The organism is Mesorhizobium sp. WSM4850 (assembly GCF_055811735.1).
Genome location: NZ_JBVVPV010000023.1, coordinates 1 through 24,955, shown reverse-complemented (window position 1 = coordinate 24,955; position 24,955 = coordinate 1). Strand labels below are relative to the sequence as shown.

30 protein-coding genes are annotated in these 24,955 nt (G+C 63.4%); 15 read left to right on the top strand and 15 right to left on the bottom strand.

Annotated elements, in window-relative coordinates; translation table 11 throughout:
* Positions 1–2: 2 nt before the first annotated feature.
* Positions 3–245, top strand: coding sequence for a hypothetical protein (locus AC0L2Z_RS20870; RefSeq protein ID WP_287074527.1), 243 nt, complete (start codon positions 3–5; stop codon positions 243–245).
* Between the two features lie 128 nt (positions 246–373).
* Entirely contained in the window at positions 374–883 is a 510-nt protein-coding gene (locus AC0L2Z_RS20865; RefSeq protein ID WP_473629189.1) for an NUDIX hydrolase, read from the top strand.
* On the opposite strand, the gene AC0L2Z_RS20860 is transcribed toward AC0L2Z_RS20865, so the two are convergent.
* The 5 genes from AC0L2Z_RS20860 to AC0L2Z_RS20840 all read right to left on the bottom strand — a co-directional run bounded on the left by AC0L2Z_RS20860 (position 859) and on the right by AC0L2Z_RS20840 (position 6,095).
* Complete coding sequence (locus tag AC0L2Z_RS20860) at positions 859–1,710, bottom strand: citryl-CoA lyase (RefSeq protein ID WP_473629188.1); 852 nt, start codon at positions 1,708–1,710, stop codon at positions 859–861. The genes AC0L2Z_RS20865 and AC0L2Z_RS20860 overlap by 25 nt on opposite strands.
* Before the next feature lie 13 nt (positions 1,711–1,723).
* Positions 1,724–2,908, bottom strand: a complete 1,185-nt coding sequence (locus tag AC0L2Z_RS20855; protein ID WP_473629187.1) for a CaiB/BaiF CoA transferase family protein — start codon at positions 2,906–2,908, stop codon at positions 1,724–1,726.
* A gap of 15 nt (positions 2,909–2,923) precedes the next feature.
* On the bottom strand, positions 2,924–4,447 hold the full coding sequence (locus AC0L2Z_RS20850; protein WP_473629186.1) for a tripartite tricarboxylate transporter permease: 1,524 nt from the start codon (positions 4,445–4,447) through the stop codon (positions 2,924–2,926).
* 4 nt (positions 4,448–4,451) lie between these two features.
* Positions 4,452–4,988, bottom strand: a complete 537-nt coding sequence (locus AC0L2Z_RS20845) for a tripartite tricarboxylate transporter TctB family protein (protein WP_473629185.1) — start codon at positions 4,986–4,988, stop codon at positions 4,452–4,454.
* A 129-nt stretch (positions 4,989–5,117) separates the two neighbouring features.
* On the bottom strand, positions 5,118–6,095 hold the full coding sequence (locus AC0L2Z_RS20840) for a Bug family tripartite tricarboxylate transporter substrate binding protein (RefSeq protein ID WP_473629184.1): 978 nt from the start codon (positions 6,093–6,095) through the stop codon (positions 5,118–5,120).
* Positions 6,096–6,299: 204 nt separating this feature from the next.
* On the opposite strand from AC0L2Z_RS20840, the gene AC0L2Z_RS20835 reads away from it, so the two are divergent.
* Positions 6,300–7,073, top strand: a complete 774-nt coding sequence (locus AC0L2Z_RS20835) for an IclR family transcriptional regulator (protein ID WP_473629214.1) — start codon at positions 6,300–6,302, stop codon at positions 7,071–7,073.
* Positions 7,074–7,123: 50 nt separating this feature from the next.
* Here AC0L2Z_RS20835 and AC0L2Z_RS20830 read toward each other — a convergent pair whose 3' ends face one another.
* Together AC0L2Z_RS20830 and AC0L2Z_RS20825 are read right to left on the bottom strand one after the other, a co-directional pair.
* Positions 7,124–7,663 carry a GNAT family N-acetyltransferase gene (locus AC0L2Z_RS20830; protein ID WP_473629183.1) on the bottom strand — a complete coding sequence of 180 codons (540 nt, stop codon included), beginning with the start codon at positions 7,661–7,663 and terminating at the stop codon, positions 7,124–7,126.
* A gap of 201 nt (positions 7,664–7,864) precedes the next feature.
* Positions 7,865–8,065, bottom strand: coding sequence for a YdeI/OmpD-associated family protein (locus AC0L2Z_RS20825; protein ID WP_128169938.1), 201 nt, complete (start codon positions 8,063–8,065; stop codon positions 7,865–7,867).
* A 168-nt stretch (positions 8,066–8,233) separates the two neighbouring features.
* On the opposite strand from AC0L2Z_RS20825, the gene AC0L2Z_RS20820 reads away from it, so the two are divergent.
* The gene (locus AC0L2Z_RS20820; protein ID WP_473629182.1) at positions 8,234–8,689 is read left to right on the top strand and encodes a DUF2214 family protein; all 456 of its coding nucleotides are present in this window, start codon (positions 8,234–8,236) and stop codon (positions 8,687–8,689) included.
* Here AC0L2Z_RS20820 and nth read toward each other — a convergent pair.
* Positions 8,683–9,486, bottom strand: a complete 804-nt coding sequence (gene nth, locus AC0L2Z_RS20815) for an endonuclease III (RefSeq protein ID WP_473629181.1) — start codon at positions 9,484–9,486, stop codon at positions 8,683–8,685. The genes AC0L2Z_RS20820 and nth overlap by 7 nt on opposite strands.
* 22 nt (positions 9,487–9,508) lie before the next feature.
* Between nth and AC0L2Z_RS20810 the strand changes: the two genes are divergently transcribed.
* From AC0L2Z_RS20810 to AC0L2Z_RS20790, 5 genes are all read left to right on the top strand, one after another.
* The gene (locus AC0L2Z_RS20810; protein WP_091595586.1) at positions 9,509–10,003 is read left to right on the top strand and encodes a DUF2244 domain-containing protein; all 495 of its coding nucleotides are present in this window, start codon (positions 9,509–9,511) and stop codon (positions 10,001–10,003) included.
* 235 nt (positions 10,004–10,238) lie between these two features.
* On the top strand, positions 10,239–11,117 hold the full coding sequence (locus AC0L2Z_RS20805) for a methylated-DNA--[protein]-cysteine S-methyltransferase (RefSeq protein ID WP_287346458.1): 879 nt from the start codon (positions 10,239–10,241) through the stop codon (positions 11,115–11,117).
* A gap of 146 nt (positions 11,118–11,263) precedes the next feature.
* Entirely contained in the window at positions 11,264–12,175 is a 912-nt protein-coding gene (locus AC0L2Z_RS20800) for a ribokinase (RefSeq protein WP_473523540.1), read from the top strand.
* A 5-nt stretch (positions 12,176–12,180) separates the two neighbouring features.
* Complete coding sequence (locus AC0L2Z_RS20795; RefSeq protein ID WP_473629180.1) at positions 12,181–13,629, top strand: amidase; 1,449 nt, start codon at positions 12,181–12,183, stop codon at positions 13,627–13,629.
* A gap of 112 nt (positions 13,630–13,741) precedes the next feature.
* Complete coding sequence (locus tag AC0L2Z_RS20790; protein ID WP_023797453.1) at positions 13,742–14,356, top strand: LysE family translocator; 615 nt, start codon at positions 13,742–13,744, stop codon at positions 14,354–14,356.
* A 235-nt stretch (positions 14,357–14,591) separates the two neighbouring features.
* On the opposite strand, the gene AC0L2Z_RS20785 is transcribed toward AC0L2Z_RS20790, so the two are convergent.
* Entirely contained in the window at positions 14,592–15,533 is a 942-nt protein-coding gene (locus AC0L2Z_RS20785) for a nucleoside hydrolase (protein ID WP_023797452.1), read from the bottom strand.
* A 143-nt stretch (positions 15,534–15,676) separates the two neighbouring features.
* On the opposite strand from AC0L2Z_RS20785, the gene AC0L2Z_RS20780 reads away from it, so the two are divergent.
* Positions 15,677–16,102 (top strand): Hsp20 family protein, encoded by a 426-nt coding sequence (locus tag AC0L2Z_RS20780; RefSeq protein WP_023797450.1) that lies wholly within the window; start codon positions 15,677–15,679, stop codon positions 16,100–16,102.
* Between the two features lie 63 nt (positions 16,103–16,165).
* Positions 16,166–16,423: a BQ00720 family protein gene (locus tag AC0L2Z_RS20775; RefSeq protein ID WP_023797449.1), complete on the top strand. Its 258-nt coding sequence runs from the start codon at positions 16,166–16,168 to the stop codon at positions 16,421–16,423.
* Positions 16,424–16,514: 91 nt separating this feature from the next.
* Here AC0L2Z_RS20775 and ptsN read toward each other — a convergent pair whose 3' ends face one another.
* The 6 genes from ptsN to lptC all read right to left on the bottom strand — a co-directional run bounded on the left by ptsN (position 16,515) and on the right by lptC (position 21,787).
* The gene (gene ptsN / locus AC0L2Z_RS20770; protein WP_023797448.1) at positions 16,515–16,979 is read right to left on the bottom strand and encodes a PTS IIA-like nitrogen regulatory protein PtsN; all 465 of its coding nucleotides are present in this window, start codon (positions 16,977–16,979) and stop codon (positions 16,515–16,517) included.
* A gap of 106 nt (positions 16,980–17,085) precedes the next feature.
* Entirely contained in the window at positions 17,086–17,670 is a 585-nt protein-coding gene (gene hpf, locus AC0L2Z_RS20765; protein WP_023797447.1) for a ribosome hibernation-promoting factor, HPF/YfiA family, read from the bottom strand.
* Between the two features lie 268 nt (positions 17,671–17,938).
* A complete protein-coding gene (gene rpoN, locus AC0L2Z_RS20760) occupies positions 17,939–19,465 on the bottom strand; it encodes an RNA polymerase factor sigma-54 (protein WP_023797446.1) in 1,527 nt (508 codons plus the stop codon).
* A 189-nt stretch (positions 19,466–19,654) separates the two neighbouring features.
* Entirely contained in the window at positions 19,655–20,473 is an 819-nt protein-coding gene (gene lptB / locus AC0L2Z_RS20755) for an LPS export ABC transporter ATP-binding protein (RefSeq protein ID WP_287230420.1), read from the bottom strand.
* Positions 20,473–21,087 (bottom strand): LptA/OstA family protein, encoded by a 615-nt coding sequence (locus AC0L2Z_RS20750; protein ID WP_473629179.1) that lies wholly within the window; start codon positions 21,085–21,087, stop codon positions 20,473–20,475. The genes lptB and AC0L2Z_RS20750 overlap by 1 nt, the downstream gene beginning before the upstream one ends.
* The gene (gene lptC, locus AC0L2Z_RS20745; RefSeq protein WP_027153063.1) at positions 21,074–21,787 is read right to left on the bottom strand and encodes an LPS export ABC transporter periplasmic protein LptC; all 714 of its coding nucleotides are present in this window, start codon (positions 21,785–21,787) and stop codon (positions 21,074–21,076) included. The genes AC0L2Z_RS20750 and lptC overlap by 14 nt, the downstream gene beginning before the upstream one ends.
* Positions 21,788–22,108: 321 nt before the next feature.
* Here lptC and sppA point away from each other — a divergent pair, with 321 nt between their 5' ends.
* The 4 genes from sppA (at position 22,109) to lhpI (ending at position 24,939) form a co-directional block, all read left to right on the top strand.
* The gene (sppA, locus tag AC0L2Z_RS20740; RefSeq protein ID WP_473629178.1) at positions 22,109–23,062 is read left to right on the top strand and encodes a signal peptide peptidase SppA; all 954 of its coding nucleotides are present in this window, start codon (positions 22,109–22,111) and stop codon (positions 23,060–23,062) included.
* Between the two features lie 68 nt (positions 23,063–23,130).
* A complete protein-coding gene (locus AC0L2Z_RS20735) occupies positions 23,131–23,415 on the top strand; it encodes an integration host factor subunit beta (protein ID WP_023797441.1) in 285 nt (94 codons plus the stop codon).
* Between the two features lie 81 nt (positions 23,416–23,496).
* A complete protein-coding gene (locus AC0L2Z_RS20730; protein WP_027153064.1) occupies positions 23,497–23,829 on the top strand; it encodes a LapA family protein in 333 nt (110 codons plus the stop codon).
* Positions 23,830–23,964: 135 nt separating this feature from the next.
* A complete protein-coding gene (lhpI, locus tag AC0L2Z_RS20725; protein WP_023797439.1) occupies positions 23,965–24,939 on the top strand; it encodes a bifunctional Delta(1)-pyrroline-2-carboxylate/Delta(1)-piperideine-2-carboxylate reductase in 975 nt (324 codons plus the stop codon).
* Positions 24,940–24,955: the final 16 nt, after the last annotated feature.

Sequence of the window (24,955 nt, the reverse complement as noted above, 5' to 3'; positions counted from 1 at the left end):
CGATGCTGTCGGGCGCGGCTGTCTCCGCGCAGAACGTCGCTCCCGCCAATCGCAATACCGTGGTCCTGCAAGGCGAATTGCAGATGCTGGAGAACAGGCTGCGACGGCAGCAATTTCAGCAGCAGCAACAGCAGTTCCGTGCCCAGGATCGCGTGGTCGTGCCGCAACGGCCAGATGTGCCGCAGATGGCGCCTACTTGCCAGTTGCGGCGATCGGGCAGCCGCTTCATCAGCGTCTGCCGCTGATGGCCCGGCGTTTTCATTTATTTAGCTGATATGCTTGAACGCCGCTCTACTTAAAGTAGCATCAAAGGCGGTTTTGATTTCGCAACGTGCCTTTGCGCTTGGGCACTGCCCTGATTGGATCGTCGGCAATGGCAGCCACCAAGAAGAAGGTCGTGCGCAAGGCGAGGAAGGGCGAGCGGATCCGCCAGGTCGCGGCAATTCCCTTTCGGCTGGGCAGGCATGGCGTTGTCGAGGTGATGCTGGTCACCTCGATATCGACAAGGCGCTTTATCGTTCCCAAGGGCTGGCCGATGAAGGGCAAGAGTGGGCGCAAGGCAGCCACCATCGAAGCGCGGGAGGAAGCCGGCGTCCTCGGCAAGACGCTGAAGCAGCCGCCCGGCACCTATTCCTACTGGAAGCGGCTGACGAACCGCTTCGTCCGCGTCGACGTCACCGTCTACCTGCTGGCGGTGACGGAGGAACTGGCCAACTGGCAGGAAGCCAAAAGGCGGCAGCGGGCATGGCTGGCGCCGGAAGACGCAGCCGTGCTTATCGACGAGCCCGAACTTTCAACGCTGCTGAAGAACTTGAAAATTCCCCAGCCAGCGCCCGCTGGCGCACTTGAACCAAGGTCTCATTTGGCGTCGTCCTCTCCCTGAGGGAAAGACCGGACCGGCGTGCCGGTATAGGCCCACAACCATTCGCGCGGCAGTGGTCCTTTGTTGCGGTCGCTCTGTTGCGACTGTTCCCACGCATGCGCCAAGATGCCGACCGAGCGCGACAGCACGAAAAGGCCACGTGTCAGCGGCGGCGGAAAGCCGAGCTCGCCATAGATGACGGCGGTGGCGCCGTCGATGTTGAGCGGGATCTTCTTGCCCTTGCGCCGCGCGACCTCGGCCTCGACAGCCTCGGCGATGTCGGCGAAACGTCCGCTGACGACGCCGCGCGCGGCAAAATCGCGGGTCAGCTCGATGAGACGCGGCGCCCGCGGATCGACCGGGTGGAAGCGATGGCCGAGCCCCGGCACATAGGATTTTTCATCGGCGAAGAAGCGATCGAGCCGCGACGCGACGGCATCGGCAAGCGTCACGTCTGCGTCCAGTGCCGCGGCGATGTCGCCGTAGAAGGCGAGCGCCTGCTCGCCGGCGCCGCCATGCACGTCGCCAAGCACATTGATGGCTGAAGCCATGGCGCTGTTGATGCCGACGCCGCAGGTGGCCGCCATGCGGGCAACGGCGATCGACGGCGCCTGCGGCCCGTGGTCGACGGCCGCCCCCAGCGCGATACCGAGCAGCGCCGCCTGCTCCTCGCCAGGCAGTTCGCCGCGCAGCATCAGCCAGATCATCCCCGGAAAGCTGACGCGGCCGATCAGGTCCTGGATCTCATAGCCACGCAGCCGGATCACGCCAGGGCGCATTTCGATGATATCGGTCTGCCACCATTCCTCACCGCGCTCGCGGCCGGTTTTTTTCTCAACGTTGCTCATGTTCTCGCGTCGCTCATGCCTGCGCCCTTTTCTCGACGCGCGGCGGCAGACTGGCAAACACCTCGTCCATGTGCTCGCCCAGCGCCGGCGGCGGCCTGGTCGGCAACGGTGCTTCGCCGTCGACCATGAACCCTCCGCGCACGACGGTCAGCGGCCGGTCCATCTTCGGCATGCCATCGAAGCGGGCGGTCATCTCGCGCTCGATCACCTGCTGCTCGGCCAGCACCTGCGGGATGGTCAGCACCCTGCCCGCCGGCACGCCTGCGCGATTGAGCGTCTCCTCCCAGGCTGCGGCCGAGTTGTTCGCCAGGGCATCCTCGATCAGCGCCTTCAAGGCGATGCGGTTGCGCTTGCGCGTCTCGCGCTCGGCAAAGCGCGGGTCCGACGCCAGCTCCGGCAGCCCGACCAGCCGGCAGAGCGTGACGAACTGCTCCTGCTTGTTGGCGGCGATGTTGAGCAGACCGTCGCCGGTGCGAAACGTGCCGGAAGGTGCCGCCGTCATGTTCTCGTTGCCCATCGGCTGCGGCTCGACGCCTGCCGTCAGATAGTTGGAGACCGGCCAGCCCAGCGCGGAAAGCGTGCATTCGAGCATCGACACGTCGAGGAAAGCGCCCTCGCCTGTCGTCTTCTGCTTCACAAGTGCCGCCGTGATGGCGAACGCCCCGACCAGCCCACCCAGCGTGTCGGCGACGGGATAACCGACACGCAGCGGCGCGGTCTGCGCTGTGCCGGTGATGCTCATGATGCCCGAAAGACCCTGGATGATCTGGTCATAGGCCGGATTGTCGCGCATCGGCCCGGTCTGGCCGAAGCCCGAAATCGCGCAATAGACAAGACTGGGGCGGACCTCTTTCAGCCTGGCATAGCCGAGCCCCAGCCGATCCATCACGCCGGGGCGGAAATTCTCGACCAGCGCGTCGGCGGAGGCGACCAGATCGAGGAAGCGTCCGCGATCGGCCTCTTTCTTGAGATCGAGCACGACCGATCGTTTGCCGGCGTTCTGCGCCAGGAATGAAGCGCCCATGCCGGTGCTGTTGAGTTCCGGCGAGCCGCCGAGCTGGCGCGCCAGATCGCCGCCTTGCGGCGCCTCGACCTTGATCACATCGGCCCCGAGCAGCGCCAGCTGATAGGCACAGTAGGGGCCAGCCAGAACATTGGTCAGGTCGAGGACGCGGATGCCGGACAGCAGATCGGTCATGATGTCACAAACAGGTCAAGCATCGCCCGGCACGTGTTCCGGTCCACGCATGCGCCGGCGTTCGATGTAAGCGTAGATATGCGGCCCGATCAGCCCGATGAACGCCAGCGTCAGCAGCGTCAGCGACAGCGGATGTTTGTAGAACACCGACCAGTCGCCGTTCGAGATGGTCATCGCGCGGCGGAACTGTGTTTCGGCAAGCGGCCACAGGATCATGCCGATGATGACCGGCGCCGTAGGGAAATCGAAGCGCCGCATCAGGAACCCGGCCGCGCCGAGCAAATAGAGGATGACGAGATCGGTCGGCGACTGAGAAATACCGTAGGTGCCGACCGTGGCGAACACCAGGATGCCGGCATAGAGCTGCGGCGCCGGGATTTTCAGCAGCCGCACCCACAACCCGATCAGCGGCAGGTTGAGGATGACGAGAATGATGTTGGCGATGAACAGGCTGGCGATCAGCCCCCAGACCAGATTGGCCTGCGTCATGAACAGCATCGGCCCGGGATTGATGCCATAGCTTTGGAAGGCCGACAGCATGATCGCGGCCGTCGCCGAGGTCGGCAACCCAAGCGTCAACATCGGCACCAGCACGCCGGCGGCCGATGCGTTGTTGGCGGATTCCGGCCCGGCAACGCCTTCGATGGCGCCGACCGTGCCGAACTCCTCCTTGTGTTTGGAGAGCTTTTTCTCGATTGCATAGGAGAGAAAGGTCGGGATTTCGGCGCCGCCGGCCGGCAGCGCGCCGATCGGGAAGCCGAGCAGGGCGCCGCGCAGCCAAGCCTTCCACGAGCGTGCCCATTCGGCCGCCGTCATGTAGAGCGAGCCCTTCAGCGGCACGATCTCGTCCTTGCCGGCATAGCGGCGCGAGGCCATGTAGAACGTCTCGCCGACCGCAAAGAGGCCGACCGCGACGACGATCACGTCGACGCCATCGAGCAATTGGCTCATGCCGAAGGTGAAGCGCGGTTGCCCGGTCTGCAGGTCGACGCCGATCATGCCGATGACGAAACCGATGAACAGGCTGGTCAGGCCACGCACCGACGACGAGCCGAGCACCGCCGAAACCGTGATGAAGGCCAGCACCATCAGCGAGAAATATTCGGCCGGGCCGAAGGACAGCGCGAATTTGACGACGACCGGGGCCAGGAAGGCGACCCCCAGCGTGCCGAGTGTGCCGGCGACAAAGGAGCCGATCGCCGAGGTGGCAAGTGCAGCGCCGCCGCGGCCGGAACGGGCCATCCTGTTGCCTTCCAGCGCAGTGACGATGGTCGCGCTTTCACCCGGAGTGTTGAGCAGGATCGATGTCGTCGAACCGCCATACATGGCGCCGTAATAGATGCCGGCAAACAGGATGAAGGACGCTTCCGGCGCCACCTGGTAGGTGATCGGCAAAAGCAGGGCGATGGTCAGCGCAGGTCCGAGGCCTGGCAGCACGCCGATCGCTGTCCCCAGTGTCGTGCCGAGCAGGCACCACATGAGATTGACCGGCGTAAAGGCGACCGAAAATCCGTGCGCGAGATGGCCAAGCGTTTCCATGGCTTCAGCCTCTCAACATACGGATAATGGAATCGATGCCCGTGTTCAGCTGGTTCTCGATGAAGCCGGCGCCGATGTTGACGCCGAGCGCCCTGGCGAAGCCGAAATAGGCGGCAAGCGCCAGGATCAGGCCAAGCAGCACGTCACGCAGCGGATGTCTGCTGCCGAATCCGTGGCAGATGAGAACGAACATGATCACCGAGGCTGCGGTGAACCCAAGCGGCTGGATCAGAACAAGATTCGTGACCAGTCCGACGGCGACGATGCCCATCGCCTTCCAGTCGGTCGGGGTTTCCTTTTCTTCCTCCGGCTGCCAGCCGCCCCGCAGAGCGGCGACGATCAGCAGCAGGGAAAGGACCGTCATGCCGACCATGGTGATGTAGGGGAAGACGGTCGGGCCGACCTTGGAGTAGAGCGGCGACACCGGAATCGACAGAGTCTGCCAGGCCACTGCGCCGGCGCAGGCAAGAAGCCCGATGCCGATCAGCAATTCGGGCACGGCAAGGCGCGGCCGCGCCGCCTGCTGGTCGCTGGTGCTCATGATCGTCCTCCCTGGATAGCCGGTCTCCCACGGCCGACCTCATCGCAGTTTCACTCGCGCCGGATCGTATGTCCATGCGGCTGGCGAACATCGGAAAGGGGCAGTGCAGACCGCCCCTCTCCGGGGACATCAGGCAAGGCCGAGGTCCTTGAGGATGGCTGCGATCCTAGCCGTGTCTTCGGTGAGAAATTTCGCATAGTCGTCGCCGGTGAGCAGGATCTGCGTCCAGTTGCGGTTTTTGCATTCGGTGGTCCAGGCTTCGCTTTTGGCCATCGTCTCGACCAGCGTGATCATCGCCGCCTTGTCGGCGTCGGAAACGCCCGGCGGTGCGAAGACGCCGCGCCAGTTGAACAGTTCAACATCGATGCCGGATTCCTTCATCGTCGGTGCGTCGATGCCTTCCTGGCGCTTGTCCGCGGAAATGGCGAGCAGCCGAAGCGCGCCTGCCTTGACCTGTTCGGAGAACTCGCCATAGCCGGAGATGCCGGCCGCGACCTGGTTGCCGAGAAGCGCTGACAATGCCTCGCCGCCGCCGGCGAACGGCACGTAGGAGAGGTTGGCTGCCGGAACACCGGCCGTCTTGGCGATAAGGCCGAACAATATGTGGTCCGAACCGCCGGCCGAACCGCCTGCCACCGGCACTTTGGTCGGATCGGCCTTGAGGGCGGCGACGAAATCCGCTGCTGTCTTGAACGGCGAGGCCGCCGGCACCACCAGCGCCTCGAATTCGCCGGTGAGGCGGGCGATCGGCGTGACCTCGGTGAGATTGTTGGCCGATTTGTTGGCGATGATAGCGCCAACCATGACCATGCCGGCAACCATCAGCGAATTGCCCTTGCCGTTCCACTGGCTGATGAATTGCGGCAGGCCGACTGTGCCGCCGGCGCCGCCGACATTGGTGATCTGCGAACCGGAGATCAGCTTCTCACTGCGCAGCACCTGGTCCATCGTGCGCGCCGTCTGGTCCCAGCCGCCGCCGGGCGCTGCCGGCACAAAGATCTGGATCTGCGGTGCGTCCTGCGCGAAAGCGGGCGAGAGATGCAACGCTGCGAAACCGGCGGCGCCGGCAGCGGCGGTGCTCGTTAAAAATCTGCGTCTGTTCAGCATGGGATTCCTCCAATCACGACACCTCCTCCGGTGCCTGCCAGCAACGTAGCCTGAATTCAGACCCGCTCGACAAAAATTCATGCAGTCTTTGCATCGTTCTGTCAACCGGAATGGCATTCTGCTGGACAGAACTGTCCGGATGCGGCACAATTGTTCCGATCGGCCCTTCTGTCCAACTGGGAACGGAACGACGTGGTCAAGCGGATAACCGTAACACAAACCAAGCCTGCGTCGACCAACGGCGTTGCCGCGCTCGACCGAGCGATCGCCATCCTCGATGCTTTCGCTGCTGCCGACCGTTCGCTCAGCCTGGCCGAAATCGCGGCGCGCACCGGCCTCTACAAGAGCACGATCCTGAGGCTGGCGAACTCGTTGCTGGGCGGGCAATTGCTGGAGCGTCTCGACGACGGCCGCTACCGTGTCGGCCCTGCCACCTTTCGGCTGGGCGCCCTATACCAGCGTTCGGTGGTGGCGATCGACATCCTGCTGCCGATCATGCGCGATCTGGCCGAGCGAAGCTGGGAAAGCGTCGCCTTCTATGTCCGTTCGGGCGACGTGCGCACCTGTCTTTACCGCGTCGAGTCCAAGCATCCCATCCGCTACACCATCCGGGAAGGCGACGTGCTGCCCCTGCTGGCCGGCACAGGCGGCCGCGTGCTTGCGGCGTTTTCCGGTCAGCAGGGCGAACCATACGAGACGATCCGCAAAACCTACCATTGTTTGTCGGTCGGCGATCGCGACCCCGAGACGGCGGGCGTCTCGGCACCAGTGTTCGGGCCGGGGCACACCCTGCTCGGTGCGTTGACGCTGTCCGGCCCGAGCACGCGCGTCGACGCGGCCTTTCTACAGCGCATGAAAAATCCGCTGATCGAGGCGGCCGCGCGCGCCACCCGCGCTTTCGGCGAAGACGCCTCGATGCTAGAACAGGCGGCCCTAAAGGCCGAAGCGGAAGGCCCGGTGCTGAAGCGGCAGGCCTAGAAAGCCTCGATTCGGCCCGATCAGAACCACCGGATGACAGGCCGCAACCGCTAGGGCTGCCGTTCCAGCAGGATCGTCGCATCGTGGTGATAGGTGGTCCGCAACACTTCGCTGTAGCCGCATTTGGCCGCGACGCTCAGCGAAGCGGTGTTTTCCGGATCGATGATGCAGACCGTCCTTGCGCGCCCGAATGCCTCGTCGCCCCAGGCGAGAGCCCGTCCGACGACTTCGCTGGCGAACCCTTGGCCATGTGCGCTCGGGGCCAGCGCCCAACCGGCTTCCGGAACGCCTTCGATCGACGGCACCATGTCGCGCTTCAGATCGTGGAAACCGGCCTCGCCGATGAAACGGCCGGATGCCTTGTCCTCGATCGCCCAGAAGCCGTAGCCCAGCAGCGACCACAGGCCGGCATGACGCAGGAAGCGCATCCAGCTTTCCTCGCGCGTGCGCGGCTTGCCGCCGATGAAGCGGGTGACGTCCGGATCGGCCCACATGGCAACATAGGCATCGAAATCATCGAGCTGGTGTGGCCGCAAGATGGTTCGCTTCGTCTCGATGACCGGTGCACTGGCTGCTCCTGGAATTCCCATAACTCTGCCTCGCGGCGCACGATCGCCGAAAAACCGCCTCCGAAACGATCATGCGCAAATTCAAAGTGTTTCTTTGCCGGTGCCTCATGCATGTCGCCCAAATGTCCAACAAGAGCCAGGACAGGGCAGATCATCTTCCAGCGCGAGAAACGAGGTCGAGGCGCTTCGACCGCGGGAAACTGTGACCCGACAAGCGCGATTTCAGCCGCGCCACGGCATGTTCATGTAGACGCCGCCACGCTTCAATTCGTCCAGCATCTGGTCGAGCCGCTTGTGTCTTGTCTCGGGGCGTTTGGCACGAGCGATCCAGCCGAGATAGTCGTTCTTCTGATAATCCGGTCTGTCATCATAGGCCGCCATCAAACCCTGCTTTGTCAAAGCGGTTCGGATGTCGTCCGGCATCGGGTTCAAGGCGCGTTTCAGTCTGGTTATGTCAAATTTAGGCTGTCGGGATTTGGCGTCAACGTAGTCGCGAACTCCAGCTCCGGCATGGGAATCTTGCCGAACGATGCTACCCTTCGCATGAACTGATTCAGCGTCCGCTGTGCCGTCCGACGGAGGGAAAAGGGCATGGATACCACCGATTTTCTGCTTGCCATCGTTCATCATCTGCTGGTGTTTTCACTGGCCGGCATCATCGGCGCCGAATTTGTCCTGATCCGCGGCGATCTGCCCGCCGCGACGCTTCGGCGGCTTGTCGGCATCGATCGCCATTACGGCATCATCGCCATGCTGATCATCGTTGTCGGCATCGGACGCGTCATCTACGGCCTGAAAGGTTGGGAATTCTACGTCTACAACTGGGTATTCTGGGCAAAGATGGCGGCCTTCGTCACCGTCGGGCTGCTGTCGATCATCCCGACGGTCCGCTTTGCGTTCTGGAGCAGGCAGGCCTCGGCCAGCCCCGGCTTTCAAGTGCCGGCGGCACAACTTGCATCCGTTCGAACTTATGTCCGCGCCGAAGCCTCGATCTTCCTGCTGATCCCGGTCTTCGCCGCGGCGATGGCGCGCGGCTACGGCTACTGAATCTCGCTTAAGGGTTCGAGCGGCGCAATTTCGACCAGCGGCGCCGGAACATCATTCGTCTTCTCCTCGGCCTTGCAGATGTCGGCGATGACACAGATCGGGCAATCCGGTTTGCGCGCTTTGCAGACATAGCGGCCATGCAGGATCAGCCAGTGATGCGCATGGCGCATGTATTCGTCCGGAATGATCCTCAACAGCCCCTGCTCGACCTGTTCCGGCGTCTTGCCGGGCGCCAGCCGCAGCCGGTTGCCGATGCGAAAGATATGCGTGTCGACCGCCATCGTGTGCTGGCCGAAGGCCATGTTGAGCACGACATTGGCGGTCTTGCGCCCGACGCCCGGCAGCTTGACCAGTTGGTCGCGGTCGTCGGGCACTTCGCCGCCATAGCAGCGGATCAGCGCCTCCGAGAGCGCGATGACGTTCTTGGCCTTGTTGCGCCAGAGCCCAACGGTGCGGATATAGTCGCCGACCTTGGCTTCGCCGAGAGCCAGCATCTTTTGCGGCGTGTCGGCGACCTTGAACAGCGCCCGCGTCGCCTTGTTGACGCCGACATCGGTCGCCTGTGCCGAAAGCACCACCGCCACCAGCAGCGTGAAGGCGTTGACATGTTCGAGCTCGCCCTTCGGCTCGGGCCGCTGAACGGAAAAGCGTCGGAAAATCTCGTGCACTTCGGCCGGGCCGTAGAGCGAATGGGACCGCAGAGGCCGGGCACGCGGTTTGGCGTTCGCGCTATCGCGTCGGCCGGGGAGCAGTTCATTTTTGGGTGTAGAGGAATTTTTGGACTTGGGGCTCGTCATCCCCTTCCTATAATACCCCGGCATGAGCGACACAAACGCCTCATTTCAGGCCGACGAGCCATTCTTCCAGGCGTTGCTGATACCGCATCGCTCGCTGGGCAAAACCGGCTTTGCCATCCTGATGGGCGCTCTGCTGTTCGGCTCGTTGGTCACCGGAGCGTTTTTCCTGTCGCGCGGCGCCTGGCCGGTGTTCGGCTTCCTGGGTCTCGACGTCATCGCCGTCTACATCGCCTTTCGCGCCAATTATCGTGCCGCCCGCGCCCGTGAGGAGGTGTCGGTCTCGCGCACCAGCCTCGACATCCGCAAGACCGCGCCATCAGGCAAATCGGAAGCCCATCGCTTCAATCCGTTCTGGGCGCGTTTTTCGGTCGCCCGCCACGCCGAAATCGGCATCACCAGGATGGCGGTGGAAGCACAAGGCCAGAATGTGCCGATCGGCGGCTTCCTTAATCCCGACGACCGCGAGAGCTTTGCGTCAGCCTTTTCGCGCGCCCTGGCGACCGCGAAAGCGCGCTGAATGTGAGCGAACCGCCTCGTTCGCGAACCGGTTCTGCAATGCCTCATAAACCGGCAATCGGCCAAGAACGGTAATCGGCAGCGTTACTTCTCCCTGCTGGAATGCACCTTTTTGCCAGCCCTCGTCGGCTCCTTCCTCGAAGCCAGATCTATCTGGATGCACATGACGAGAAGGCAAGTTTCGGGTGGTGATCGGAGCCGCGAAGGACGATATTCACGATCAAGGAGATGGCCCGATGAACGCACAGACAGCTATTCTGAAGAAAGACATCACACCCGAAGGCGGTGACTACGAAGTTGTTCGGCGCGCGATCGAGAAGATCAGCCTTGACTATCGTGACCAGCCGTCGCTCGAGATATTGGCGGAGGAAGTCGGCGAGACACCGACCGGGTTGCAGAAGCTCTTCACCCGCTGGGCCGGCCTGTCGCCCAAGGCGTTTCTGCAGGCGGTCACGCTCGACCACGCGCGCAAACTGCTCGATTCCGGCATGCCGCTGCTCGAGGCTTCTTTCGAGGTCGGCATGTCGGGCCCCGGCCGGCTGCACGACCTTTTCGTCACCCACGAAGCGATGTCGCCGGGCGACTACAAGACGCGCGGCGCCGGGCTGACGATCCGCTACGGCTATCATATCTCGCCTTTCGGCATCGCCCTGATCATGGTCACAGACCGTGGGCTTGCCGGCCTCGCCTTCAGCGATGTCGGCGACGAGCGTGCGGCCTTCGCCGACATGTCCGGCCGCTGGCCGAACGCAACCTATGTCGAGGACATGGCCGCGACGGCGCCCTATGCGGCGCGCATCTTCGACCCGGCACTGTGGCGCGCCGACCAGCCGCTGCGCGTCGTCTTGATCGGCACCGACTTTCAGGTCCGCGTCTGGGAAGCCTTGCTGCGCATCCCGATGGGCAAGGCCTGCACCTATTCCTCGATCGCCGCCGGCATCGGCGCACCGAGCGCCAGCCGGGCGGTGGGCGCCGCGGTCGGCGCCAATCCGATGTCCTTCGTGGTGCCGTGTCACCGGGCTCTCGGCAAGTCCGGCGCGCTCACGGGCTACCACTGGGGCCTGACGCGCAAACGCGCCATCCTTGGCTGGGAAGCGGGACAGGTCGGATCCTGAAATCGCGCGCCAATTGTCGATGTCGGCGCCGACGACGCCTGGAGTTGCGCTGAGAAGCGCGTTCAGACCTGACGCGATTAGATCGCGCCGTCTGGCAAGCGGCGGCCTTACGGAGTAGCTTCCCGCAGTCAGCAGGGAGGCACCACTTGATCATCGTTGTCGGCTCGATCAACCTCGACCTTATCGCCAATGTCGACCGCTTGCCCGCACAGGGCGAGACGGTTCGGGGTTCTGGCTTCAGCACCGCACCCGGCGGCAAGGGCGCCAACCAGGCGCTGGCCGCCGCGCGCGCCGGCGCCAAGGTGCGCATGGTCGGCGCGGTCGGCAAGGACAATTTCGCCAACGAAGCGCTGGCGCTGTTGCGGGACGGCAAGATCGACCTGTCCGGTGTCGGTGAAACCTTCGCTTCGACCGGCACGGCATTGATCATGGTCGCCGACGACGGTGAGAACATCATTGCCGTGGTGCCGGGCGCCAATGATTCGGTCGTCACAGGCGACCTCTCCAAGGCTTTCATGAAGAAGGGCGATGTCGTGCTCCTGCAGCAGGAGATTCCGCTGCAGACTGTCGATGCAGCACTGGACGCGGCACGGGCGGCAGGCGCGGTTACCGTGCTCAACACGGCACCGTTCCGCGCAGAGGCGGCCGCCTTCCTCGGCAAGGCCGACTATGTCGTCGCCAACGAAACCGAATTCGACCTCTATGGCGAGGCGCTGTCGCTGAGCGGCCGCGATCGCCCGGCGCGGATGCGCGATTTCGCGGGGACGACCGGTCGCACAATAGTCGTCACGCTCGGCGGTGACGGCGTTCTGGCCGCCACGCCAGCCGATCTCCTGATGGTTCCGGCGTTGAACATCACTCCGGTCGATACGGTCGGCGCCGGCGACACGTTCTGCGGCTATTTCGCCGCCGGGCTGTCATCGGGCCTGCCGCTCGACCAGGCGCTCGCCCGTGCTGCAGCCGCTGGTTCGCTCGCTTGCCTGAAGCCCGGCGCCCAGCCGGCGATCCCACTAGCGAAGGACGTCGAGGCGGCGCTCCAAAACACGCCAGCCAGGTGAGAGCCATGCGTCCGGCCACAAAACACGCCGTGCCGCCTGCCGGCAATATCTGCCGCCTGTCCGCCGTGGATCTTGCCGAGGCGATCCGGCGCAGGCGGTTGTCGGTGCGCGAGGTGGTGACGGCATTCCTCGACCGGATCGACGCGGTAAACCCGCTGGTCAATGCCATCGTCTCGCTGCGCGACCGTGCCGACATCTTGCGCGAGGCCGACAGGGCAGACGCCCATCTGGCGCATGCAGGGCATGCCGGACCGCTGTTCGGCCTGCCGATCGCCATCAAGGATCTCGCGCAGACCAAGGGCCTCAGAACCAGCTTGGGCTCGCCGATCTTCGCCGATTTCGTCCCGCAGGAAGACGATTTCTTCGTCGAGCGCATCCGCAAGGCCGGCGCCATCATCATCGGCAAGACCAATGTTCCCGAATTCGGCCTGGGCTCCAATACCTACAACACCGTATTCGGCCCGACACGCAATGCTTTCGACCCGGCCTTGACCGCCGGCGGTTCGAGCGGCGGCGCGGCGGTCGCGCTGGCGCTCGACATGGTGCCTGTCGCCGACGGCAGCGACTTTGGCGGCTCGCTGCGCAACCCGGCCGCCTACAACAACGTCTATGGCTTCCGTCCGTCGCAGGGGCTTGTCCCGGCCGGCCCAGAGCTTGACGTCTTCCACGCCCAGATGGGCGTCGAAGGGCCGATGGGCCGCAGCGTGCGCGACATGGCGTTGCTGCTCGACGAGCAGGCTGGCTACGACCCTCGCGCGCCCCTCTCGCATCACAAGCAGGACTGCTTCCTGCAGGGACTGCAAACGCCGACGGCCGGCGGCCGCATCGCCTGGCTCGGCGATCTCGGTGGTCATCTGCCGGTCGAACCCGGCATCCCTGGTCTTTGCGAGGCCGCTCTCGGCCGGTTCGCCGCGGCATCCTTTCAGACCGAAGCGCTGGTGCCGGATGTCGATTTCGAAGCGCTGTGGCAGGCCTTCGTGACGCTGCGCCAGGCGAGCAGCGGTTGTGCGCTCAAGGCGCATTACGACGATCCCTTGAAACGCGCTCTTCTGAAGCCGGAGGCGGTGTGGGAGGTGGAACAGGCGCTGCAGCTCACGGCGCCGCAGATCCACGCCGCCACGGTGAGGCGCTCGTCCTGGCATCGAACGTTGCTGGCGCTCTTCGATCGCTTCGACCTGATTGCGCTGCCGACTGCGCAGGTTTTTCCCTTCGATGTCAGTACTCCTTGGCCCCGGGAGGTGGCCGGGCGTGCCATGGACAGCTATCACCGCTGGATGCAGGTTTCAGCACTCGCCACGCTGGGCGGCTGCCCGGCGGTCAACGTACCGGCCGGCTTCGATGGCAGCGGCAGGCCGATGGGCATGCAATTGATCGGGCGGCCGCGCGGCGACATGGCCGTGCTGAGAGCGGCGGCAGCCTACGAGACGACGCTGCCGTGGCTGGCTGGAGCCTAAAATAATCCAGGTCAAGGTTGCCGGCGACATCTCCTGCCGCTTGCAGCCGCGTTACTGTCATGCATTGATCGCGGTCAGCCGTGTCGCAAAGCCGCATACTGTTGAGGAAACCATGTCGCTGGAACTCTATGCCACCTATCTCGTCGCCTGCCTCGTCATCATCCTGGTACCCGGACCGACGGTCACGCTGATCATCGCCAACAGCATCCGCCATGGCTCTCGCGCCGGCCTCGCCAACGTCGCCGGCACACAGGCCGGACTGGCGATCATGATCGCCATTGTCGGCATCGGATTGACCTCGCTGATCGCGGGAATGGGCCATTGGTTCGAATGGGTCAGGCTGATCGGTGCCGCCTATCTGATCTGGATGGGTGTGCAGATGTTCCGCTCCAAGGGCAAGCTGAACGCCGACGGATCGGCGAAGACACCGCGCGGCGGCTTCTTCCTGCAGGGCCTGCTGGTGGCGATCAGCAATCCCAAGACGCTGGTGTTCTTCGGCGCCTTCTTTCCGCAGTTCATCGCCCCTGACGGCAACCATGGGTTGCAGATCGGCGTCATGGGCCTCACCGCCATGATCTTCGCCGCCGTATCGGATTCGACCTACGCGCTGGCCGCCGGCCGCGCCGGACGCCTGCTTTCGGCCGGCCGCGTCAAGCTGCTGTCGCGGATAAGCGGCAGTTTTCTGGTCGGCGGCGGCCTGTGGCTGGCATTTTCAAAGGCGAAGTGAGCGGCACTCCTTTCCTTCTCCCCCCGTGGGAGAAGGTGGCCGCCCACTGGTCTTGCCCCCGGCAAGCCCGAGGACAGGCTCCGCGGCCGGATGAGGGGTGTTCCAGCTCCAACAGCGCTCCGGCCAATACCCTCAACCGTCTCGGCGCTGCACGCAGATCCCCCGCCCGGGGCGAGTCACGGGCCTCGCCCGCCCTTCGGGCCACAAGGCCCCACAAGGGGAGAAGGAAGCGGCCCTAAAGCCGGCCCAGCCTTTCCAGCAGCAGCGCGAACAACGCATCGTGGTCGATGTCGCGCATCACCATGGCGTTGCTCGGCCGTTTGGTCACGCCCCACCAGTCGATCACGGTCATGCCCATGGTGAGTTCCGAGGCGGTTTCCACAGCGACGTTGCAGTTGCGGCCCCTGAACAGCTCGGGTTTCAATAGATAGGCGATGACGCAAGGGTCATGCAGCGGACCGCCGTCGGTGCCGTATTTCTCTTCGTCGAATCGTTCGAAGAATTCCAGCATCTCCGCCGTGGCCGTGCCGACCCTGGTGCCGAGCTTGCGGTAGGCTTGGGTGCGCTTGGCCGTGGTCAGCGCCTTGTGGGTGACGTCGAGCGGCATCATGACGATCGGAATGCCGGATTTGAATACGACATCGGCGGCATGCGGGTCGACATAGATGTTGAATTCGGAGGTCGGGGTGACGTTGCCGCCTTCGAAGAAGCCGCCGCCCATCAGCACGATTTCCTTGATGCGCGGCGCAATGTTCGGCTCGCGGATCAGCGCCAGCGCTATGTTGGTGAGCGGGCCGAGTGCGCACAGGGTGATCGTGCCGCTCTCTTCCTTCATCAGCGTCTCGACGATGAAATCGACTGCGTACTGGGCCTGCAGCTCCATGGTTGGTTCGGGCAATTGCGGTCCGTTGAGCCCGGTCTCGCCGTGCACCTCCTCGGCGGTTACCAGTTCGCGCGCCAGCGGCCGGATGGCGCCGGCATAGACCTTGATGTCAGGCCGGCCGGCCAGCTCGCAGATCTTGCGTGCATTCTTTTCGGTGAGTCTCAGCGGCACGTTGCCGGCGACGGCGGTCATGCCGACGATCTCCAGCTCGGCGCTGCCGAGCGCCAGCAATATGGCGACGGCATCATCCTGGCCGGGATCCGTGTCGATAATGATCTTGCGGGATTGGGGCATTTCAATTCCTTGTTTAGGGAGTCTTTTTGGGCGGGGCTTTTGACGGCTTGAACTCGACCGCCGGGCGGACCATATCAAGACCATCGGGAAAAATGCCATCCGGGTTTTTCCGCTTTATGTCGCTCTTGAGAGGACAGTGTAACATGAGTCGAATGACGCCTTTTTCCAGCCCGCTTCTCCTGGGTTTCGACGCCATGGAAAAGACCCTGGAGCGTCTGGCGAAGTCAGGTGACAGCTACCCTCCCTACAACATCGAGCGCCTCAGCGGTGCCGACGGCAAGGCCGAAAGGCTGCGTATCACACTCGCTGTCGCCGGTTTCGCCGAAAACGATCTCGATGTGACCACGGAGGAGAACCAGTTGGTCGTGCGCGGCCGTCAGAACGATGACACCGAGCGCGAATTTCTGCACCGCGGCATTGCCGCGCGCCAGTTCCAGCGCTGTTTCGTGCTGGCCGACGGCATGCGGGTGATCGCGGCGGAGCTGAAGAACGGTCTTTTGTCGATCGATCTCGATCGGCCCGAGTCCGAACGGCTGGTACGGAAAATAAACATATCGGTGAAAGACTGATTTTTACCGATTGCTCTCATGCGAGGCGGCCTTGAACGGGGTCCTCGCAGCACGGAGGCTTAAATGACCAGAACTGACGAAAATCTTATCATGACCAGCGGCGAGTTCGCCCATCTCGGCGAAGGCTCGGTCGCCTATCTCAGGAAAATCTCGAGCGACGATCTGCGCGGCCGTTTCCCGGGCCTCGGCGAAATCGCGCCCGGGCTGGAACTGTGGGCCCTGTTTGCCGCCAACGGCCAGCCGATCCTGCTTTCCGACGCTCGCGAGCGGGCGCTGGCCGGCGCCCTGGAAAACGACCTGACCCCCGTCGCGATCCACTAAGTCGCGATCCACTAACAAGACGGCGCAGCGATCTGGTTAGAACGGACAGGGCCGCTCGCGGCGGCCCTTTAACCGAACTGATCGAAAAAACTCAGGCCGCGTGCGAGGCTTGTGTATCCGATAAAAGCGCATGGATCGCGGCGGCGTCGCGGGTGCCCCTGATCTTGGCCACCGTGTCGGCGTCGCGCAGCACCCGCGCAATGCGCGACAGCGCCTTGAGATGGTCGGCGCCGGCGCCTTCGGGCGCCAAAAGCAGGAACACCAGATCGACCGGCTGGTCGTCCAGCGCCTCGAAATCGACCGGCGTCTCCAGCCGGGCGAAAACCCCGGCGATCCGCTTCACCCCGGCCAGCTTGCCATGCGGAATGGCAATGCCGTTGCCGACACCGGTCGAGCCCAGCCGTTCACGCTGCAGGATGGTGTCGAACACCTCCCGTTCCGGAATACCGGCAATCGCCGCCGCCCTTTCGGACAGCATTTGCAGCAGTTGCTTCTTGGAGTTCGCCTTCAACGCCGGCAAGATTGCCGGAACGTTGATAAGATCGCTCAGGTCCATACTTGAAATCCCTTGTTCGCCTGCCGTCGCCAGCCCTCACTCTCGCGTGCGGCTGGTGCCTTATCCCAGTGCGGCCTTGGCCGTCAGCCCAGTGCGGCCTTGGCCGTTAGCCCTGCGCGACCTTGGTCGTAGACGGGTCGATCCAGCCGATGTTTCCGTCCGGCCGACGATAGACGATATTGAGATGCTCGTTTCCGGCGTTGCGGAAGACGAGGACCGGGCTGTCCTTGGTGTCGAGTTCGATCACGGCTGACGCCACCGACATGGTCCGCAGCGTCATGGTTGATTCGGCGACGATGGCTGGCGCGAAATTCTCCGGCATTTCCTCGTCATCGTCGGCAAGCGGCGCCATCACCGTATAGGCGACGTCGGTGGGTTCGCCATTGGCGTTGCCTGAATTATGCGACTTCAGCCGACGCTTGTAGCGGCGAAGGCGGGTCTCGAGGCGATCCGCCGCCGCCTCGAAAGCGAGCGTCGGGTCCTGCGCTTCACCGGTCGCCTGCAGCGAAGCGCCGGAATCCAGCCGGATCATGCAATCGGCCGTGTAGCGCGATCCCGATTTGACGACTACAATTTGCCCAGAAAAGCCCCGATCGAAATATTTCCCGATCACCTCTCCGACACGGTCGTTGATGCGCGTACGGAACGCATCGCCGATATCCATGTGTTTTCCTGATATGCGCAGCGTCATCTGAATACTGACCTTCCTTGCTCAGGCTTCAAACTGTCCCGAGTTTATACCCGTGGTCTGAGCGCACAAGCTTTGCGGCGTCACTTGCGCCGATTTTAAATCCGAACTTTTCCGATGATCACAAGCCGCCTTCTTGACCGTCCCGTGGCCAACGTCGTGACGGACCATCCGCATGCGGGCAGTAGCCCGTCCCATGCGGGCGGGCTTCTAGCCACTTCATTGCGGCTTGTCAATGAAGTGCGAAAGCTGTCGAAAATTCAGTCAGAGATCAGCGTCCGGCGCTGGCCAAAGCGCGTTTTTCACGCCGCCGCTGCACCGACGAGGGAATATTCATGCCCTCCCGATACTTGGCGACCGTGCGCCTGGCGATATCGACGCCGCTTTCCCGCAACATATCCACAATCGCGTCGTCGGAAAGCACGTCGGCAGGTTTCTCCTCGTCGATCAACTGCTTGATGCGGTCGCGCACCGCTTCAGACGAATGCGCGTCACCGCCACCCGACGAAGCGATCGAGGCGGTGAAGAAATAGCGCAGTTCGAACACGCCGCGCGGCGTCAGCATGTATTTGTTGGCGGTGACCCGGCTGACGGTCGATTCGTGCATGCCGATGGCGTCGGCCACGGTGCGCAGGTTGAGCGGCCTCAGGTGACGCACGCCATGGACGAGGAAGGCGTCCTGCTGGCGCACGATTTCTGAGGCAACCTTGAGGATAGTCTTCGCCCGCTGATCGAGGCTGCGCGTCAGCCAATTGGCGTTTTGCAGGCACTCCGCCAGGAAGTCCTTTTCCGTCTGATTTTTCGCATGCGGCGAAACCCGAGCGAAATAGATATGGTCGACCAGCACGCGCGGCAGCGTTTCGGGGTTGAGTTCGATCACCCAGCTCCCGTCATTGGCCGCACGCACTTCGACATCGGCGATGATCGCGTCGCTGGCGCCGCCCGAAAACGCCATCCCCGGGCGCGGATCGAGCGCACGTATCTCGGCCAGCATGTCGAGCAGATCCTCCTCATCGACCCCACAAATCCGTTTCAGGGTCTGGAAATCGCGCCGGGCCAAGAGTTCGAGATTGGCAATCAAAGCCTTCATCGCAGGGTCGAGACGGTCGCGGACGGCAAGCTGCAGCGACAGGCATTCGGCAAGGTCGCGGGCAAAGAGGCCGGTGGGCTCGAATGTCTGGCAGACCGCGAGCGCATTTGCCACCGCCGCTCTGTCGGTGCCGAGACGGGTGGCGATCTCAGCCATGTCGGCGCGCATGTAGCCGGCCTCGTCGAGGCCATCGGCCAGTTCGCTGGCGATCAGGCGTGCTGCCGGGTCGGCGAAGGCAAGCGCGACCTGCTCGGCAACATGCTCGCGCAGCGTGATGGCTCCGGCCGCCATGTCTCCGACGTCAAAACCGTCGGAAGAGGATGCGGAACCGTTGCCGGATGCCGATTTCCACTGGGCCGTCAGGTCGGGACCGAGCCGCTCGCTGGTGCCGGGGTCGTCGGGAAACAGGTTTTCCAGCGAAGTATCGAGCTTTTCCGAGATCGCCTCGGCGCTCCACGCCGTTTCCTTCTCGAACCAGTCGCCGGCGGTGGCCGTTTCCGGCGCGGCATCGATCTTCTGCGCCTGGTCGCTGACGGCATCGTCTTGCGGCTCGGCGCGCTCGAGCAAAGGATTGCGCTCGATCTCGTCGTCGATGAAGCGTTCCAGCTCGATGTGGGTGAACTGCAGCAGCCGTATCGACTGCATGAGTTGCGGCGTCATCACCAGCGACTGGGACTGTCGTAGCTGTAGTTTTGCCGCCAACGCCATGGTTCGGTTTCAAACGCCCTGTCTACGCATCCGGACTGCCGGAAGGAGTTCGGCATAGAAACTGGCCCGGCTTTTGCTTGTCAAGGCGACGGCGATCAAAACTCGCCTGTCCGTGCGTATTCCGACGAGAAATCGAAGAAAAAGCTCTGTCTCGCGTCAAAAACCGCGTCTGGACAGAAATTTTCACGCTTAGAGTGTAAACCCCTCACCGAGATAAAGCCGCCGCACATCCGGGTTGGCGACCACTTCGTCGGCCCGGCCATGGGTCAACACCTGGCCGGCATGGATGATGTAGGCGCGGTCGATCAGGCCGAGCGTCTCGCGGACATTGTGATCGGTGATGAGCACGCCGATGCCGCGCGCCGTCAGATGGCGCACGAGTTGCTGGATGTCGGCGACGGCGATCGGATCGATGCCGGCGAAAGGCTCGTCGAGCAGCATGTATGCGGGGCGGGTCGCCAGGGCGCGCGCGATTTCAAGGCGCCGCCGCTCGCCGCCGGAAAGCGACAGCGACGGGGCCTTGCGCAGATGGCTGATGTGAAACTCCTCGAGCAGTTCGTCGAGAATGCGTTCGCGCTCCTTGCGGCTCTTCTCGACCACTTCGAGCACGGCACGGATGTTTTGCTCGACGCTCAAGCCGCGAAAGATCGACGCCTCCTGCGGAAGGTAGCCGATGCCAAGGCGGGCGCGGCGGTACATCGGCATAGAGGTGACATCGAAGCCGTCGATTTCGATCGTGCCTTCGTCGACCGGCACCAGGCCGGTGACCATGTAGAAGCAGGTGGTCTTGCCGGCGCCGTTGGGACCGAGCAGCCCGACCGCCTCACCGGCGCGCACGCCGATCGTCACGCCGCTGACCACCTTGCGGCCCTTGTAGCTCTTGGTCAGCCCTTTGGCGATCAGGGTTCCCTTGAATTTTACCTGATCGAGGCTAATCGCGGCCGGTGCCGCAAGTTTGCTGGCGGCGCGTCCTGGAAGACGCGCCAACAGCGATGCTACGTCGACCATCAGGGGTTCGCCGCTCCCGACTTCGGCGGCGTGATCGACATCATGACGCGTCCACCGCCGCAGGGGTCGACCTGGGCCAGACCGCTCTTCATCTGCACGGTCAGCTTGCAGCCGACCAGTACATTGTCGCCTTGCGAGAGCACGACTTTGCTGCCTGAAAGCACCAGCACTTCCGTCTTCATGTCGAAGGTGCCGTTGTCGCCCGTGGCGACCTGGTCGTCCGATTTGATATAGACCTTGTTGGCGACCTCCAGACGGTCGATGTCGGCCGAGCCCGTCATCGCGGCACCCGAGGCCTGCTCACCCTTGGCGGCAGCGTCGGGGTCCTTGACGTAATAGACCGTCATCTTGCCGGCCTTGAGCAAGGTCGGACCCTGGACGACGTTTACATTGCCGGTGAACACGGCGACGCTGTCCGCCTGGCGAACCTCGAGCTTGTCGCTTTCGATCTGGATGGGCTTGTCGCCGGACAGTTTGAGGCCCGACAGCTGGCTGGTGGTCCTGGACTGCGCCAGAGCCGGCGCCGCCGCCAAAGCCAGCCCCAGGGCGGCCAGCCCTACGGCCGGCAACGCCGAAGCCGCGGCCACGAGCCGTGTCGAACTACTGAACCGCATTGGATTCTCCGCTCATTGCCTCTGCCGCCTTCAAGCTGGCGGGATCGATGTTGACACGCACTCTGTTCTCGAAGACCACGATCTTGCCGTTGTCCTGGACAGACATGGAATCCGCGGTAATCCGCGACCCGCCACGGCTGACGTCGACCGGATCGTTCGTCTTCATAGTGCCTTTGCCCATGTCGAGAAAGACCGATTTGAACTTTGCCGCCAGGCCATCGGTGGTGGTTATGGTGACATCGCTGGTCAGGCTCATCGTGTTGCCATCGCGATTGAAGCTACCGTGCGGGGCATTGATGGCCGCCACATTGTCGGTTGATATCGGCAGCTTGGCGTCGATGCCCTCCAGATTGATGATGCCTTGCTGGCTCACGTCCTGTATGGCGCGCAAAGCCGTCATGGAATAGGGCAGTTTCTGCTTGGTGAACCCGTTGAGCTTGGGGTTGGCCATCACCAGCTTGCCGTTCGCGAAGGCGCTGGCGTCGGCCTGGACCTGGATCGAGCCAGGCGCCGAGAGATAGGAATAGACCGGGACGGCGACCGCGATCGCGGCAGCGGCCAGCGGCACCGCCAGCTTCAAGATACGCACGCGGCGCGAGTGGCGCTGGGCGATGCCGAAGGCGTCGACCCGCGCCGGGCCTACGTCCGGGGGAGCCAACCCCGCCTCGGTGTTGGTCGGTTCGATCGGTCGCGCTAACATAACTGCTTTCTTCTAAACCCCTGCCGCCAAGCACCCCTATAGGTGGGATGCCGGCGCCCACAAGCAAGCACAAGCGGAGGAAAACCGCAAAAGTGTGACGGTTGCTGTTGCACAAACGAAAATGAAACCGGCACAACTTGCACGTCATACCAGATACGGGCGGACAGCGTTAGGGGCTGTGGATTGGTCTTTTACGTTCTCTCGAAACGCCGTCTCCCCAACGTCGAGACCTTGTCTTTGGCGCAAGCTCGTCAGGAATCGGTAGCCGGGCGCGGGCGGTTGCTTTAAAAGCATCTGCTCCCACCGACTATGAGGCTGACCATGGTACTGAGAGCCGACGACCTGATCGACCGCCGCCGCTTGCGCCGCAAGCTGACATTCTGGCGCGTTGCAGCGCTTGTTGTCGCAGCAGCCGGGCTGATTGCCTTTTGGACCTGGATTTACGGCGATGACTTCACTGGCGCGGCGATCGACCATATCGCCAAGGTCGAGATCGAGGGCACCATCACCGAAGACGAAGACCTGATCAAGCAACTGGACGCCATCCGTCAATCCTCGAGGGTGAAAGCCGTAATCCTGTCGATCGATTCACCGGGCGGCACCACCGTCGGCGGCGAATCGATCTACGAGGCTGTGCGCAAGCTGGCCGCCGAGAAGCCGGTGGTGGCCCAGGTCGGCACGCTGGCCGCATCGGCGGGCTATATGATCGCCACCGCGACCGATCATATCGTCGCGCGCAAATCGTCGATTGTCGGCTCGATAGGCGTGCTGATCCAGTATCCGGACGTCAGCGGCCTTATGAACAAACTCGGCGTCAAGCTCGAGGAAGTGAAATCCTCGCCGTTGAAAGCTTCGCCATCGCCTTTCAAGCCGACCAATGACGACGAGCGCACCATGGTCCGCAAGCTCATCCTCGACAGCTACGACTGGTTCGTCGGCATCGTCGCCGAACGCCGCAAGATGACCAAACCGGAGGCGCTGGCGCTGGCCGACGGATCGATCTTCACCGGCCGGCAGGCCGTTGCCAACAAATTGGTCGACGCGGTCGGCGGCGAGACCGAAGCGATCGACTGGCTCGCAACCAAGGGCATCGACGCCAAGCTCAAGGTGGTGGAGTGGAAGGACGCGGAAAGCGGTGGCTTCCTGTTCTCGAAGTCGATGGCGCGAACCATCGGCAGTGCGCTCGGCCTGCCCGACTATGGCGGCGACATCATTCACGAACTTGGTGCCGATCGCTTGTTTCTTGACGGTCTGGTTTCCGTCTGGCACCCTTGAGACGAGTGAAAAAGCAAATAAAATCATCCTCATAATTTGACCGCAGAGTTTTCACGGGGAGCCTTCTCATGATCAAATCCGAACTTGTGCAGATCATCGCCACACGCAACCCGCACCTTTTCCTGCGTGACGTCGAAAACATTGTCGGCGCGATTTTCGACGAGATCACCGACGCGCTTGCCGAAGGCAACCGGGTCGAACTGCGCGGTTTCGGCGCTTTCTCGGTGAAAAACCGCCCCGCCCGCACCGGCCGCAATCCGCGTACCGGGGAATCCGTCGAGGTCGAGGAGAAATGGGTGCCGTTCTTCAAGACCGGCAAGGAATTGCGTGAAAGGCTGAACAGCGGCAAATAAGCGCCGCGCGGGCTCATGCGCCATGCCAGCCTTTTCAGTAGGCCCGGCCTTTGGTAGAGCCCGCCTTCGACAGGAAATTCTATGTTCAATCGTTTCATGCTCATCGTGGTCTTCGTGCCGCTGGCCGTCATTCTGATTGCGCTGGCGGTCGCCAACCGCGATCCGGTTGCCTTCACCCTGGACCCATTCAACCCCGGCAATCCGGCGCTGACGATGACGCTGCCGCTTTTCATCTTCCTGTTCTTGGCCCTCGCCATCGGCATGATCGTCGGCAGCCTGGCGACCTGGATCAAGCAGGGCCGCTATCGCAAGCTGGCGCGTCAGCGCGGCGTCGAGGCCGAGAACTTGCGCCAGGCGGTCAGCCGGGCACCGGCCGCGCAACAAGGCCCCTCCTTGCCGAAGCCGACGGGCTGAGCCGGAACCGCCGCGCGCCCTTTTTGGACGCGCAAAAGACGCTGTACCATTTTTGATTGCGCATGATCTTTGCGGAAAATCGCTTCTGGTTTCGCGGTCATGCGTCAGGGCGAATTTCTCTCGACGGAGTTTCCTATGCTGAGCATTTCGGCGGCCGAGGTCGATCAGGCGCTGACCTTTCCCGGCCTGGTCGAAACGCTACGCGCGGCTTTTCGCGATGGCGCGGTACAGCCGGTCAGGCACCACCATACGGTCGAACGGCCCGACGGCGCGGCCTCGACCCTGCTCCTGATGCCGGCCTGGACCGACTTCAATGCGGCCGGCTCGTCGGCAGGCGGCCATATCGGCGTCAAGATCGTCACCGTGTCGCCCGACAACAACGCCGTGGGCAAACCTGCGGTGATGGGGCTTTACCTCCTGCTCGACGGTGCAACCGGCGAGCCTGAAGCCATGATCGACGGCCAGCGGCTGACGCAGTGGCGCACGGCCTGCGCCTCGGCGCTGGCAGCCTCCTATCTGGCCCGCGAGGACGCTTCGCGGCTGCTGGTGGTCGGCGCCGGCGCGCTGTCGCCGTTCCTCGCCAGGGCGCATTGCGCGGTGCGGCCGATCACCGTCATCCGCATCTGGAACCGCACGCCGGCCAATGCCGAAAAGGTTGCGGCGGAATTGCGCGCCGAGGGCTTTGCGGCTACCGCCGCGAGCGATCTCGACGCAGAACTCGGCCAGGCCGACATCGTTTCGTCGGCGACGATCACGACCACGCCGCTGATCAGGGGCGCGCTGTTGAAGCCGGGGACCCATGTCGATCTGGTCGGCGGCTTCACGCCGGCCATGCGCGAAAGCGACGACGATGCGATTGCGCGCGCCCGCGTCTACGTCGACACCCGGGCCGGCGCCACCAAGGAAGCGGGCGACATCGTCCAGCCACTGGCCTCGGGCGTGCTGGAGGCGCAAGCCATCGTCGCCGACCTGCATGAATTGGCACGCGACCAGAAGAAGGGCCGGCAGAGCCCCGGTGAGATCACGCTGTTCAAATCGGTTGGCGCAGCCCTCGAAGACCTCGCTGCCGGCATTGCGGTGTACAAGGCGATGGGGAAGTTAGGGGAGTAGGGGAGTAGGGGAGTAG